The sequence below is a fragment of the Actinomadura macra NBRC 14102 genome (assembly GCF_001552215.1).
Lineage (GTDB): Bacteria > Actinomycetota > Actinomycetes > Streptosporangiales > Streptosporangiaceae > Spirillospora > Spirillospora macra.
This window is the reverse complement of the sequence record NZ_BCQT01000011.1, coordinates 158,738-172,529: the sequence shown is the minus strand read 5'-3', so window position 1 is coordinate 172,529 and position 13,792 is coordinate 158,738. Positions and strand designations below refer to the sequence as shown.

Annotated in this window: 12 protein-coding genes; 8 read left to right on the top strand and 4 right to left on the bottom strand. The window is 68.3% G+C overall.

Annotated features, from left to right (window positions below):
• Window positions 1–129 precede the first annotated feature (129 nt).
• The gene (locus AMA02S_RS20545) at window positions 130–696 is read left to right on the top strand and encodes a GNAT family N-acetyltransferase (protein WP_067460985.1); all 567 of its coding nucleotides are present in this window, start codon (window positions 130–132) and stop codon (window positions 694–696) included.
• 125 nt (window positions 697–821) lie between these two features.
• On the opposite strand, the gene AMA02S_RS20540 is transcribed toward AMA02S_RS20545, so the two are convergent.
• The 4 genes from AMA02S_RS20540 to AMA02S_RS20525 all read right to left on the bottom strand — a co-directional run bounded on the left by AMA02S_RS20540 (window position 822) and on the right by AMA02S_RS20525 (window position 6,225).
• Window positions 822–2,609 (bottom strand): ABC transporter ATP-binding protein, encoded by a 1,788-nt coding sequence (locus AMA02S_RS20540; RefSeq protein ID WP_067460984.1) that lies wholly within the window; start codon window positions 2,607–2,609, stop codon window positions 822–824.
• Window positions 2,606–3,481 (bottom strand): ABC transporter permease, encoded by an 876-nt coding sequence (locus AMA02S_RS20535; RefSeq protein ID WP_067460983.1) that lies wholly within the window; start codon window positions 3,479–3,481, stop codon window positions 2,606–2,608. The genes AMA02S_RS20540 and AMA02S_RS20535 overlap by 4 nt, the downstream gene beginning before the upstream one ends.
• Window positions 3,482–3,502: 21 nt before the next feature.
• The gene (locus AMA02S_RS20530; protein ID WP_084265404.1) at window positions 3,503–4,507 is read right to left on the bottom strand and encodes an ABC transporter permease; all 1,005 of its coding nucleotides are present in this window, start codon (window positions 4,505–4,507) and stop codon (window positions 3,503–3,505) included.
• 173 nt (window positions 4,508–4,680) lie between these two features.
• Window positions 4,681–6,225 (bottom strand): ABC transporter substrate-binding protein, encoded by a 1,545-nt coding sequence (locus AMA02S_RS20525; protein WP_084265403.1) that lies wholly within the window; start codon window positions 6,223–6,225, stop codon window positions 4,681–4,683.
• Between the two features lie 328 nt (window positions 6,226–6,553).
• On the opposite strand from AMA02S_RS20525, the gene AMA02S_RS20520 reads away from it, so the two are divergent.
• From AMA02S_RS20520 to AMA02S_RS20490, 7 genes are all read left to right on the top strand, one after another.
• A complete protein-coding gene (locus tag AMA02S_RS20520) occupies window positions 6,554–7,237 on the top strand; it encodes a GntR family transcriptional regulator (RefSeq protein WP_067460981.1) in 684 nt (227 codons plus the stop codon).
• Window positions 7,238–7,354: 117 nt separating this feature from the next.
• Window positions 7,355–8,506, top strand: a complete 1,152-nt coding sequence (locus tag AMA02S_RS20515) for a thiolase family protein (protein WP_084265402.1) — start codon at window positions 7,355–7,357, stop codon at window positions 8,504–8,506.
• Window positions 8,503–8,931 carry a Zn-ribbon domain-containing OB-fold protein gene (locus tag AMA02S_RS20510; protein ID WP_067460979.1) on the top strand — a complete coding sequence of 143 codons (429 nt, stop codon included), beginning with the start codon at window positions 8,503–8,505 and terminating at the stop codon, window positions 8,929–8,931. Before AMA02S_RS20515 ends, AMA02S_RS20510 begins: the two co-directional genes overlap by 4 nt.
• Window positions 8,928–9,728 (top strand): enoyl-CoA hydratase/isomerase family protein, encoded by an 801-nt coding sequence (locus AMA02S_RS20505; protein WP_067460978.1) that lies wholly within the window; start codon window positions 8,928–8,930, stop codon window positions 9,726–9,728. Before AMA02S_RS20510 ends, AMA02S_RS20505 begins: the two co-directional genes overlap by 4 nt.
• Window positions 9,725–10,495, top strand: coding sequence for a DUF4286 family protein (locus AMA02S_RS20500; RefSeq protein ID WP_067460977.1), 771 nt, complete (start codon window positions 9,725–9,727; stop codon window positions 10,493–10,495). Before AMA02S_RS20505 ends, AMA02S_RS20500 begins: the two co-directional genes overlap by 4 nt.
• A gap of 12 nt (window positions 10,496–10,507) precedes the next feature.
• On the top strand, window positions 10,508–11,401 hold the full coding sequence (locus tag AMA02S_RS20495) for an amidohydrolase family protein (protein WP_067460976.1): 894 nt from the start codon (window positions 10,508–10,510) through the stop codon (window positions 11,399–11,401).
• A gap of 3 nt (window positions 11,402–11,404) precedes the next feature.
• Window positions 11,405–13,789, top strand: a complete 2,385-nt coding sequence (locus tag AMA02S_RS20490) for a CoA transferase (protein ID WP_067460975.1) — start codon at window positions 11,405–11,407, stop codon at window positions 13,787–13,789.
• The last annotated feature ends 3 nt before the right edge of the window (window positions 13,790–13,792 follow it).

Sequence of the window (13,792 nt, the reverse complement as noted above, 5' to 3'; positions counted from 1 at the left end):
TGAAGGAGAGGGCATGCCAGAGACCGGACCGGACCTGCGGATCGACCGGTGCACCACCGGCCGGCCGGTGCGGGTGAGCATCACGACCTTGCCGGGTGACCGCGCGGGCTCGATCTTCGGGCAGGGCGCGTGAGGACCATCGATCTGGCCACCGCCGACGACCTGGCCGAGGTACTGGCGTTGCTGAACGGCGTGGCGGAATGGTTGACCTCCCGTGGCATCAACCAGTGGGCCTCCGGGTTCGCCGCCGAGCGGGTCGCGCCGATCATCGAACGCGGCGAGATGTACCTGGTCCACCAGGACGGATCCGCGATTGCGACCGTCACCGTCTCCACCGACGGGCCCGCCGACTTCTGGACTCCTGAAGAACTCGCAGAACCAGCGCGCTACGTGGCCAAACTGGCCACGGCCCGCGAACACGCCGGTCAGGGGCTGGGCGAACTGCTTCTTCGCTGGACGATCGACTTGGCCGCCCGCCAGGGCGCACGGTGGATCAGGCTCGACGCGTGGCGCACCAACTACCGGTTGCATGATTTCTACCGCGGTGCCGGCTGGTCTCATCTGCGCACCGTCGAGCTGGAGAACCGCTGGTCCGGTGCCCTTTTCCAACATCCGGCCGTGTTCGACCCACAGGCCCGGAGCGCCCTTCCCGAAGTTCCCCACGCGCGGCAGGATCGAGCATGCCATCGGAACTAGCCAGAGCTAGGCGATCGGAGATCGCCTAGCTCTGGCTTCGCGGTGATCTGGCTGGCCCCGACTGGAGGCGGTCAGCCAGATGCGACGGTCCTCCCACGGGTCGGAGCACCCGTGGGAGGTCGGTCTCATCCGGGGAGATCGCTCGTCTCGGTGTCGGGACGGTCGACCTCCAGCGTGTCGGCGAGGAGCCCCTGGGTGTAGGGATGCTGCGGTGCGGTGAGCACCGACTCGACCGCTCCCGACTCGACGACGCGCCCCTGGCTCAGGACGACGACACGGTCACCGATACTGCGCACGACGGCGAGGTTGTGGGTGATGAAGATCATGCTCAGCCCGTCGTCCTGTAGCGTCCGGAGCAGTTCGACGACGGAGGCCTGGACGGAGACGTCGAGACCCGAGGTGACCTCGTCGCAGATCAGCAGCGAGGGGTTGCAGGCAAGAGCGCGAGCGATGGCCACCCGCTGACGCTGACCGCCCGACAACTCGGCAGGGTAGCGGTCCGCGAGCCGCCACGGGATCTCCACGCGTTCCAGGGCCTCCTGGGCCTTGCCGCGGGCTGCCTTGCCCCGCTCTCCGTAGAAGTGCTTGAGCGGTACCATCACCGCGGTCGCGACGGTCTCGCGGGGGTTCAGCGAACCGTAGGGATTCTGGAAGACGTACTGCATTTGCTGTTTGACCGTCTTGCTCCGGTCCCGCAACCGCGGCGGAAGCGGCTTCCCGGCCATCTCGAAGCTGCCGGACTGGTCCTCGTGAAGCCCGATCAGGCAGCGGGACATGGTCGTCTTGCCGCTGCCCGACTCGCCCACAACGCCCAGACACTCGCCGGGAGCGACGTTGAAGGAGACGTCGAACAGGACCTGGGTCCGGTCGTAGGAGGCGTTCAGGTTCCGGACGCTGAGGACGGACGCGCCGTCTTCCTCCCTGCTCTCGACACGGTGCAGAGGCTCCTTGACCAGGCAATTCTGGTTCCGCAGGACGTGCTCGACACGGACGCAGCGTGCCGCGCTGCCCGTGGACGTGGCGACCAGCGGGGGTGCGGAGTCGCGGCAACGGTCCTCGACGAACGCGCAGCGGTCCGCGAACACGCAACCATCGAACTCGGCTCCCGCCGCCGGCGCCCGGCCGGGGATGGAGACGAGCGGCAACCGCTGACGCGTCGACGGGACCGACTCCAGCAGCGCGATGGAGTAGGGGTGTGCGGCGGAGTGCAGGACCTCCTCGCGCGATCCGGTCTCCAGGATCTGCCCGGCGTACATCACGGTCACCAGGTCGCCGACGGCGCCGACGACCGCGAGGTCGTGCGAGACGAAGACGGCGGCCATGCCGTTGTCCGCGCACAGACGGGCGACCATCTCCAGGACTCGTGCCTGGGTGGAGACGTCCAGACCGGTCGTGGGCTCGTCGAAGACGATCAGTTTCGGCCCCTTCCCCACGGCCATGGCGATCGCCACGCGCTGTTGCTGGCCACCCGAGAGCTCCTGGGGATGACGTCGCAGGAAGGCGTTGTCCGAGGGCAGGCCGACGGTTTCGAGGACCCGGCGGATCTTCGGCAGGTTCTCCTTCTTGGTACCGAGCATCCCCTCGGTCAGCTGGGCGCCGATCCGCAACGCCGGGTTGAGCGCCGTCGCGGGGTCCTGGGGCACGAAGCCGATGAGCTTCTTGCGCGCCTCGCGCAACTCGTTCGGTGGGAGCGCGAGCAGGTCGACACCGCCCACCACGACCTTGCCGCCGGTGATGTTCGCACCGGCCTTGGCAAAGCCGAGCAGTGCGAGCGCGACCGTGCTCTTTCCCGAGCCGGATTCGCCGACAAGCCCCATGACCTGGCCGCTCTCCAGGCCGAAGGACACATCGTTGGCGATCACACTGCCGTCGTCGAGGGTGACGGTGAGTCCGGTGACGTCGACGGCGTTCATGAACGAGCCCCTTCGGTGCGCCCGATCACGCGGGCGGCGCCCTCGGCGAAGAGATTGCCCCCGATCGTGAACAGGGCGACGCAGACGGCGGGAATGAAGACGGCAAGTGGCTGGATGGCGAGGCCGTCCTTGTTCTCGCTGACCATGAGCCCCCAGTCGGAGGCGGGGGGCTGGACGCCGAAGCCGAGGAAGCTCAGTGAGGCGAGGCCGACGACCGACCACATGAGCCTGAGCCCGATCTCCACCATGAGCGGGGACGTCACACTCGGCAGGACCCCACGCAAGAGGATGTGGCGGGACGAGAGCCCGACCGTCCGCGCCCACATGATGTGCTCCCGTCTGATCACCGGACGCGCCGCGCCGCGCATCACGCGCGCCATGCCAGGGGTGAGACCGATCGCCACCAGGATCACCAGGATCACCCGGCTCGGCCCGACCATGGAGATGAAGAGGATCGCCATGATGATCGTCGGGAAGGTCAGCAGCACGTCGACGATCCGCATGAGGAGCGTGTCGACGACCCCGCCGGCGAAGGCCGCGATCAACCCGATGGTGGTGCCGAGCGTCACGCCCCCGAAGGTGGCGACGATGGCCATCCAGGTCAGGTTGGCTCCACCGCTGAGGACGCGCGAGACGATGTCCCTGCCCAGCGAGTCGGCGCCGAGCAGCAGGCCGTCGCCGGGCGATGCGTACGGCTTCGCGATGACCGCCGTCGGCGAGTGGGGCGCGAGGAAGGGGCCGACGACCGCGAAGAGGATCATGGTCAGCATCATGATCAGCCCGAGCCGGGTCCGACGGGAGGTCAGGACACGGCGGGTGAGATTCCTGGGCGGAGCCTGGACCCCTTGCTCCCTGGGTCGCGTTCGGATCATGGCCGCACGCTCCTTCGTCTGTTAGCGGGACTTGTTCAGGGTTCCGAGCACGTCGGCGAGTTGGTTGAAGCAGAAGAACGCGACCGCCATGAGCATGATGATGGCCTGGATCATCGGCAGGTCATGGCCGGCGACGGCGTCCACGAGCGCCGAGCCGATGCCGGGATAGGCGAACAAGTACTCGATCACGACCGAGCCCGCGATGGTGTAGGCGGCCATGATGCTCGCCGCCGGGATGCTGGGCGCGAGCGCGTTCGGCAATGCGTGCAGGAACAGGATCCGTCGCATCGACAGACCCTTGATGATCGCGAGTTGCACGTACTCGCTCTCCAGCACGTCGATGAAGGAGACGCGCACGAGGCGCGAGAGGTAGGTGACTCCGACGAGCACCATGACGGCGAGCGGCATCACGAGCTGCCGCGGGTGCTCCCAGGGCGCGTCACCCGGAGGGATCAGCGAGACCGGGGGAAGGACCTTGAAGACGACGGTGCCGAACAGGGCGATCACGAGGCTGCCGATGACGAAGTCGGGGGTCGCCGTCACGACGAGCGAGGTGCCGAGGTAGGCCCGGTCGAACAGCTTGTCGCGCAGGACGGCCGCGAGCAGGCCGATCACCAGGGACAGCGGGAGGATGAAGATCATCGCGATCACGGTCAGCGTCGCGGAGTTGAAGATTCGTTCGGAGAGGAGCTCGGACACGGGCTGACCACTGACCAGCGAGTTGCCCATGTTGCCGGTGAGGACGTTCCTCAGCCAGTCCCAGTACTGGCTGAGCAGCGGTTGGTCGAGACCCAGGTTCTGGTTCAGCTGGGCCACCTGCTCGGTGGACGCGCTGGGTCCGAGGATGATGTGCGCGACGTCGCCGGGCATCGCCTGCGTCGCCACGAAGACGATGACGGAGATGAACCACAAGGTCACCACGCCCGTCAGCGCACGTCGGCCGATAGGCCACGCAAGGGCGGCTCGTCGGGAGTGGCGCGGGGTCGGGGCGACCTCGACCGCCTTGTCGATCGTCTCAGTAGCCATTGCAACAATCCCGTTCAACGTGTCGGGTCGTCGTTCGGGCCAGGGGGTGTCGGAACGCCATGAACAGACACCCCCTAGCCACGACTGCGTGCTGACGGAACGCGGAGATGCCCCCTCGTCGGGTCCTGCTCCGAGGAGGGCAACTCCGGTCCGCGTGACACCGCCCTACCTGCTCAGTGGTCGATGGAGACCTTGGTGAAGTCGTACAGGTTTCCCGAGGGGAATTCCGGAACGAGGCCGTGCACCTTCGAGGAGAACACGCTCACCGTGGGATTCGTCGCGGTGAGGATGCTCGCGCCCCGCTCATATTCGATCTTCTTCATCTTCTTCTGGATCTCGCATTGTTCCTGCACGTCGGAGGTGGCGTAAAGGTCCTTGGCCAGCGCTTCGAACTCCGGGTCGTGCCAGTGCTGGTGGTTGAGCACATCGTCCTTACTGATCATTTCGGGTACGCCCTCCAGGTAGGGCCGTGTGTCGTACCCGGTGTAGAACGTCCGCTTGCCCCACTTCTCGAGGTAGGCGCCCAGCTCCATCTTCTGCACCTTGATGGTGACGCCGATCTTCTTGGCGTCCTCGGCCAGGATCTGGACCAGCTGGAGCATGCCGGGCTTGTTCGCGCCGGTCTCCAGGTCGATGGTGAGGTTCGACTTCCCCGCGTCCGCGAGCAGCTTCTTGGCCTGGGGAAGGTCCTGGTCCCGCTGGGGGACGTCCGGTTTGCAGCGGTCGAAGCCGGAGTGATCATTGGCCAGTTCCCCGAGGCCGTCGAAGGCGTTGGAGAGCGCGAGCTTGCGGTTGATGATCAGTCGCATCGCCTGGCGGACGCGCACGTCGTTGAAGGGCGGGGTGTCGGCGCGCATGCCGATGCTGACCTTCAGGTTCACGTCGCTCTTCATGACCTTCAGGCCCGGCGTCTTCTCGATCGTCGGAAGCGAGGTCTGGAGGATGTTGGAGCTCGCGTCGATCTGGCCGCCGATCAGCGCGTTGGTGGACGCCTCCGCGGTCTTGAAGCTGATGAGCTTGACCCTGTCGATCTTGGGCTTCGTTCCCCAGTAGTTGTCGTTCCTCTTGACGACCGTCTCGCGCCCGGCGGTGAAGGAGACGAGGCTGAACGGACCCGTCCCCATCGCCTGCTCGGGCTTGGAGTCCTTCTTGTAGAAGATGATATTGCTGTTGGACACGGCGAACTCGAACGGCCCGTACGGTTTGGGCAGCGTGAACCGCACCGTCAGGTCATCGACCTTCTCGATGCCCTTGGGATCGATGAAGTCAATGTAGTTGCGCTCGATGAGCGCGTTCTTCTTGTCGAGGACCCGCTTGAAGACCGCGATGACATCGTCCGCGCCGAACGCGCTCCCATCGTGGAACTTGACGTTCGGACGGAGCTTGACGGTCCACTCGGTGTTGGCCTTGTTGTGGGTGATGCCGGTGGCGAGTGCCCACTGGAAGCCGCCGTCCTTCGTCCGGTGGGCGAGCGGCTCGAACATCGTGGCGTTGCGTACGTAGAAGTCTTGTGATCGCAGGTTGGAGTAGGCGTCGATGGTGGAGATCGTGCTGGCGACCACGCCGACGCGAAGCATTCCCCCGGACGCACCCCCCTGTCCCTCCGACGAGCCCGAAGAGCATGCGGCCGCGAGGCTGACGGCCATGGCGGAGACCACCATGGGCGCGAGCATCCGGGGATGTCTCCTCTGCCCCTTGCCGACAATTCGACTCAACATCCTTCCTCCTTAGAAAGACGCTGGTGCGGGTGCGATGGGAGCTCTTGCCCGGAACGAGATCGGTCGGTGTCCTTGGCTGCCGTGCTCCGCAAACGTGCGCGAACAGAAGGTCATCCTGTCCGACCGAGTGGGACTTTGTATGACGTACTAAATCAGACATACTATGCCGCGTCAACGCCGGATTGCGGAGCAGGTCTGCCGAGAGGACGGCGTTGTCGCTGCTGACCGGCGGTTAGGGCGCACAACCACCGGGCCGATACACCTGGTGGAAGTTGACCCTGTGATGACGTACGACTATATTACGTCATACAAAGTGTGAGGAGATGGCATGCCAGAGACCGGACCGGACCTGCGGATCGACCGCCCTGCGGAGACGGTCCCGCAGCTAGTGGTGCGCAGAGTTCGGGAGGCCATCCTCGAAGGCACGCTGTTGCCAGGGCGCCGGCTCACCGAGCGTGAGCTCATGGAGCTCACCGGCGTGAGCCGAACCTCGATTCGCGAGGCGGTCCGCCATCTCCAGGCACTGGGCCTCGTCGAGACGTCGAACAAGCGGGGCGTGCGGGTCGCGGTGCTCGGCAGTGATGACGTCCGGCAGGTCTACGAGGTGCGCGCGGCACTGGAGTCCGAAGCGGCGTCGCTCTTCGTCCAGCGCGCCACGGACGCCGAGGTCCTGGAACTGGTCAAGCTCACACGACCGGGCAAGAGCGACGACGACCAGCTCACCGCGATCTACCACTTCGACGAGCTGTTGCTGGCGGGGGCGAGAAACGCCCTGCTGGAGTCCACCCTCGCACCGCTGCACGCCCGCATCCACGCGCTGCGTCGGCTGTCGCTCAGCGTTCCCGGACGCCGGGAGAGGTCCGACCAGGAGTATCGCGACCTCGTCGCCGCGATCACGGACCGGGCGGCCGACCGCGCCGCCCAACTCGCCCGGCTGCACGTGGAGGCCGCGAAGGAAGCGGCGCTCACCGCCATCGCGAAGCTGGAAGAAGAACGAGCCTCTGGAGCATGACCGCTCTGGGCGGATGTCGGTCCGCCGCGTCCTCGGCCTGACCGAGCAGCGGCGTACCCCGAGAAAGTCGTGCCCGATTCAGACGGGCGAGCCATGGCCAACCGACCGGAGAGACGCATGCAGCACGAGCCAGCTGATATCGCGATTGTGGGAGTAGGGCAGTCGGACTTCCGCGCGCTCTATGCCGCCACGGATCGGCCCCGGGACGCCTACGCACTGGCGGCCGGCGCGCTCCGGGAGGCGATCGAGGACTGCGGGATCGACAAGAACGAGATCGACGGCCTGCTCTGCTCCCGCGTGGGGTACGACCGGCTGGCCACCGTGATCGGCCTCCAGCACCCCCGTTTCGTCCACGATCTTGAGGGGACGGGACGCATGAGCGGGGTCGCCCTCCAGGAGGCCGTCGCGCTGATCGCGAGCGGCACGGCCGACGTGGTCGCGTGCGTCTACGGCAACAACGGGCGGTCGGCGAGGATGCGGTACGGCGGCGAGGGCGGCGGCCCGACGGTCGCCTATGACGAGATGTACGGCATGACCTCGCCGGGCGCGTACGTCGCCATGATGTACCAGCGATACCGGGGCATGTACGGGGCGGGTGAGGACGCGCTGGCGCCGCTGGCGATCAACAACCGCCGGCATGCCGCGCTCAACCCGGTCGCCGTCCTACAGGAAGAGTTCACCCGCGAGGACTACCTGGGGTCCCGGTTCATCGCCGAGCCGCTCCGGCTGCTCGACTACTGCCTCATCAACGACGGTGCCGTCGCCTTCATCGTCACCTCGATGGAGCGCGCGAGGTCGCTTCGCAAGCCGCCGGTGCGCGTCGCCGCGACGGCGGGCATGGCGCACGTCACCAACTACTACACGGCGGAGGACTTCTTCTTCTCCGCCTGCCAGGACGTGGCGAGCCGACTCTACCGGCAGACCGGCATCGCGCCGGAGGAGGTCGACTGCTTGCAGATCTACGACAACTTCACGCCCACCATCCTCTTCACCCTGGAGGGCTTCAACCACGCGCCGCGCGGCGAAGGGTGGCGTTGGGTGGACGAGAAGAAGATCCGTCACGATGGGCCGCGTCCGCTGAACACGGCGGGCGGGCACACCAGCGAGAGCTACATGCAGGGCTGGGCGCACCATGTCGAATCGGTGCGCCAGCTGCGCGGCGAGGCCGGTGCCAGACAGGTGCCCGGATGCGCGACGGTGCAGTACATGTGCGCGTCGCCGATCGTCACCTCGCACATCCTCACCAATGACGAGGCGGCCACACGATGAGCGTCGAGAGTTACGAGCAACTGCTGCCGGAGATCACCCCGGCGAACCGGCCGTACTGGGACGGCCTGGCCGAGAACGAGCTGCGGCTGCAGTGCTGCGACTCGTGCGGCGAATACCGCTTCCCCGACAGCGAGGTGTGTCCGCGCTGCCTTTCCGGCTCCTTCAGCTGGCGCGCGGTCAGCGGCAAGGGGCGGCTGTGGTCCTGGATCAGGATGCACCAGAAGTACTTCACCGCCTTCGACGAGGTCAGGCCGTACCTGGTGGCCTACGTCAAGCTGGACGAGGGACCGGCCGTCATCAGCACGCTCGTGGAGACGCCGGACGAGCTCGCCTTCGACCTGCCCGTCCGGGCCGTGTTCCAGCCCGGCTTCAGCGAGCGGACGATCCTCAAGTTCGCCGTCGAGCGCCCGGAGGCCGCGGCATGAGCGCGCACGCGAGCGAGCGGCTCGTCCTGCACGAGGACCTCGGCGACGGCGTCGCACGGATCACCCTCAACCGGCCGGAGAAGCGCAACGCGATGAGCCGTGCCGCGAGGTCGGCGCTGCTGGACGCCCTGGACGCGTGCCACGGGACGGCCAGGGTCATCATCCTGACCGGTGCCGGCACCGCCTTCTGCTCCGGAGTCGACCTCAAGGAGGCGGGCGAGGAGGGCACCAAAGCCGACGACACGGTGGAGGGCAGGCGGACGAGCTGGCACGCGGTCCAGGAGAAGATCCGGCGCCATCCCGCGATCGTCATCGCGGCCGTCAACGGGTTCGCTCTCGGCGGGGGCGTCACGCTGGTCAACTCCTCCGACCTCGCCATCGCGGCGCACGAGGCCCGGCTCGGCATGCCCGAGCTCGGGTTCGGCCTGTACCCCGGGCTCGCCGGGCCGTCGACCCAGTTGCGCCTCTCGCCGAAGCGGGCGGCCTGGATGGTGCTGACCACCAAGCGCATCAGCGGCACCACCGCCGCCGAGTGGGGACTCGTCAACGAGGCGGTCCCGTTGGCCGAGCTCGCCGACGCCGCCGTCGAGCTCGCCCGTGATCTCGCGCGGTTCGACCCGGTCAGCCTCGATTGGTCGAAGCGGGCGCTGCACGAGATCCCCCAGCACATCTCGGACTGGACGACGGCACTGCGGTACGGCGAGGACCTCCGCGCCCAGATCCAGGCCCGAAGCGATGTCCTCTCCGACGGTGCGGCGACCTACCGCCGGGCCGTGGGCAAGGACGGAGGGCAATGACAGCGGCACCCTTCTCCAGCAGCTTCCTGTACTGGATCGCTCTCGACTTCGGCAGCTCGGACCCGGCGGACGTCGCGCGGTTCAACCGGTTCTACGACGAGACGCACATTCCCGAGGTCCTCGCGAGGTATCCGGGGTTCCTGGCCGCGCACCGCTACGCCCTTCAGGTGCCGGACCCGCGGGGTGACTTCGGCGGGGCGTACCTGGCGGCCTACGAGGTCGAGAGCGAGCAGGCGGCCACCGCGTACCTCGCTGGAACGACCGCCCCCGCGGGCACCCGTCCCAGCTACACCAACGACGCGCCGCTCTGGCCGGAGTTGCTCACCCATCGCTGGCGGGTGGTCTACGAGAAGGTCGCGGAGACCTCACCCTCGACGGGCACCCCCGGCGCGATCTACATCATCGGGATCGAGCCGCCCGCGGACGTCGGCGACGAGCTGGAGGCGTTCGACGAGTTCTACACCAACGTCCACATGCCCGAGGTCATGGCCATCGGCAATTTCAGCCGGGGGACCAGGTACAGGTTGTGGCACGAACTGGAGCATGCGGAACCCGGCTGCCCGCGCTTCCTCGTCGTCTACGAGCAGGCGGACGCCACCGACGAGCAGGTCCACGCGACGCTGCGCACGTTGGTCAACACGAGCGACTGGACCCCGGGCCCCGCCTCGTGGCCCAGGAAGACGACGCCGTGGCGGCTCTGGTACCGGCACATTTCGGCCATTCCACGGGCGACGTCGCCGACGGAAGCGACCGTTCGGCAACCTTGAGGAGGGGGAGGCGTGTTCATTCTCGACACCCAGATCCACATGTTCCTGGCCAACACACCAGACAGGCCCTGGCCGGACATCGGCGAGAGCTACAGCGGGTCCCCGGAGTCCACGCCGAAGCAGATCCTGCCCCGGATGGACGAACTCGGCATCGACGCCGTGGCGATCGTCCCGGCCATCTGGGCGGGGAACGACAACTCGCCGCAGCTCGCCTGGGCCGCGCAGCATCCCGGCCGGTTCGGCGTGATGGGCAGGTTCGACCTCTGGGATCCGGATCGGGAGCGCATCGAGCACTGGTTCGACGACCCCTGGATGCGCGGCATCCGGATGAGCTACCCGGATTTCCGCGGACGCGACTGGATCGACGTCGACACGTTCCCGTGGTTCTGGGCGGCCGCGGAACGGCTCGGTATCCCCCTGATGCTGCTGATCTACGGACCCGAGGTCCGCAAGGTCGCCGCGATCGCCGAGCGGCACCCCGACCTCCGGCTGATCGTCGACCATATGGGCCTGATCATCGGTGACCCGCTGACCCAGGACCTCTGGGCCCACATCGACGACATCTTCCCGCTCGTGAAGTACCCGAACGTCTACATGAAGTACTCCGCGATCCCCGACTACACGGCCGAGCCGTACCCCTATCCGTCGCTGACCCCGACACTGCGCCGTGTCTACGACGCGTACGGGCCACAGCGGCTCATGTGGGCCTCGGACACGACGCGGGTGCGCGGGGCGACCTGGCGGGAGAACCTCGACCACGTGCGGTACACGCTCGACTTCCTCACCGAGGAGGACAAGGTCTGGATGCTCGGCCGGACGGCGGCCACGGTGCTGAACTGGCCCCGTCCCGAGGGCGGCTGGGAGTGGGAGCGCACCGGGCCGGGCGCCACCGAGGTGGCGCGCTAGCCGATGACACGACCAGGCGAGGAGCGGGACGGTAGCGGGTGGCTCGACCCGGATACGGCACTGCGGGTCGTCGAGCTCTCCAGCGGCGTGGCCGCGAAGGTCTGTGGCCGGCTTCTGGCCGGGCTGGGACACGACGTGATCCTGTGCGAGCCACCCGGCGGGAATGCGCTGAGGACGCGGGAGCCCCTGGACGAGCACGGCGTCGGTTTCGCCTTCTCCAGCCTCGACGCGGACAAGCGCAGTGTGGTCGTCGATCTGGACACGACGGACGGCCGGACGACACTGACCCGCCTGCTGGACAGCGCCGACGTCCTGCTCACCGACCTCGGCCCCACCCGGGCACGGACCGTCGGCCTGAGCGCGCCGGAGATCCGCGGCACGTGGCCGAGCCTCGTCGCCGTGAGCATGACGGCAGCGGGCCTGGACGACCCGCGCTCGGACCACCCCGGCGACAGCCTGCTCGCCGAGTGCTACGGCGGCCTCGCCTCGATGATCGGCGAGCCGGACCGTTCCCCGTTGACCCTCGGCGGGGAACAGACGGCGCATGCCGCCGCCTTCGCGGGCTTCTTCGGCGCGATGCTCGCGCTCCGTCGCCGCGCGCACGTCGCGCAGGGGGACGTCGTCGATGTCGCCCTGTGCGACGTCGCGGCGTACATCGACTGGAAGAGCGACATCGAGGCCACCGTCGCCGCCACCGCGCCGACGCGCACGGGCGCCGCCGCGGGGCAGTGGCGGATCGTCCGCGCGGCCGACGGCTGGGTCGGCGTCATCTTCCAACCCGAGCAGTGGGATCTGCTGATCGGGCTCGTCAGCGAGTCCGCACCGGCGTCGCTCCCCGATCCGGAGCAGTGGTGGCCGGTGATCGAGCGGTGGGCGGCACGTCTGCCCAAGCGGACGATCTACGAGCGGGCGCAGTCCCTGGGACTTGCTGCCGGCTTCAGCGCCGACCTGGGCGACCTGCACGACGACCCGCAGTACGAGGCGCGCGGCTTCTTCCGCGGACCGCGGCAGGGCGGGAGAACGGTCGCGCCCGTCGGGCCTCCGGTCCGTGCCGTGGGGCTGCCCTGGCGCTCCGGACCGCCGCCGGCGCTCGGTGCCGACGACCCGGCCGCGGCGCAGGCGTGGGAGCACACCAGGCGGCAGGCGCCGGCACCGGAACCGTCGACGTCGACCGGACGCACGGCCGCTTCGGTCTCCCGTAACAGGACGATCCCCCGCACCCCCCGGACCGGAGGGGACGCGCCGCTCGCGGGCGTGACCGTGCTGGACCTCGGGACGATCACGGCGGGCGCGGCCACCGGACGGCTTCTCGCCGACTACGGGGCCACGGTGATCAAGGTCGAGTCGGCGAGCCATCCGGACCCGTTCCGGCAATGGCCGGTGGCGGGCCAGGCCCCGGACGGTCGGGGCGTCTCCCCCATGTTCGAGTCCAACAACGCGGGCAAGCTGGGTGTGGTGCTGGAGCTCAAGACCGAGGCCGGTCGCGAGCAGCTGCACCGGCTCGCCGCCCAGGCGGACGTCGTGATCGAGAACTTCACCGTCGGCGTGACCAGGCGGCTCGGGGCCGACTTCGAGACCCTGCGCGCGGTCAACCCACGGCTTGTCTACCTGTCCCTGTCCAGCCAGGGACAGGACGGCCCCGAGGCCGGCCGCAGATCGTACGGGTCGACGCTCGACCTCCTGTCGGGGCTGGCCTCCGTGACGGGATACCCGGGCGGCGGGCCGATGTGGTCGTCCGCCGCGGTCAACTACCCCGACCAGGCGGCATCCCTCTTCGGCGCTGGCCTCGTCGCCTACTGCCTGGAGCGCGGCGTCCGCGGCGTCCATCTGGACGTCTCGCAGCGCGAGCTCATCAGCTGGACCCTCGCCGACCGGATCGCCGAGCACACCGCGACGGGCGTGCTCCCCGCGCCCACCGGTAACCGGCGTCCCGGCGGCACCCCGCACGACGTCTACCCCTGCGCGGGTGACGGCCAATGGGTCGCGGTCGCGTGCCACCGCCAGGCCGAACGGGACGCGCTGGCCAGGCTCGTCGCACCCGAGGAGCTGACCGGGAGATCCGAGGAGTGGTGGCGGGAGCACGAGGCTCTCGTGGACGAGCTGATCGGGGCATGGACCCGCGCCCGTTCCCGGGCGGAATGCGTCCTTGCCCTGACCGAGGCGGGAGTGGCCAACGCGCCGGTGCTCTCGGCGGCCGAACGCAGGCGTGAACCACGGTTCCGTGAGCGACGGGTCTTCCTGGGCGACCGCGACTCTCGCCGCAAGGGGTTCCCGCTCACGATGCGTGGCTACGTTCCGCCGGACCCGGCTCCGGCGCCGACCCTGGGGCAGGACCAGGAGGCAGTGCTGCCGGACCCGGACTTCACCGGCAGCAAGGAGGCGTTATGAGAA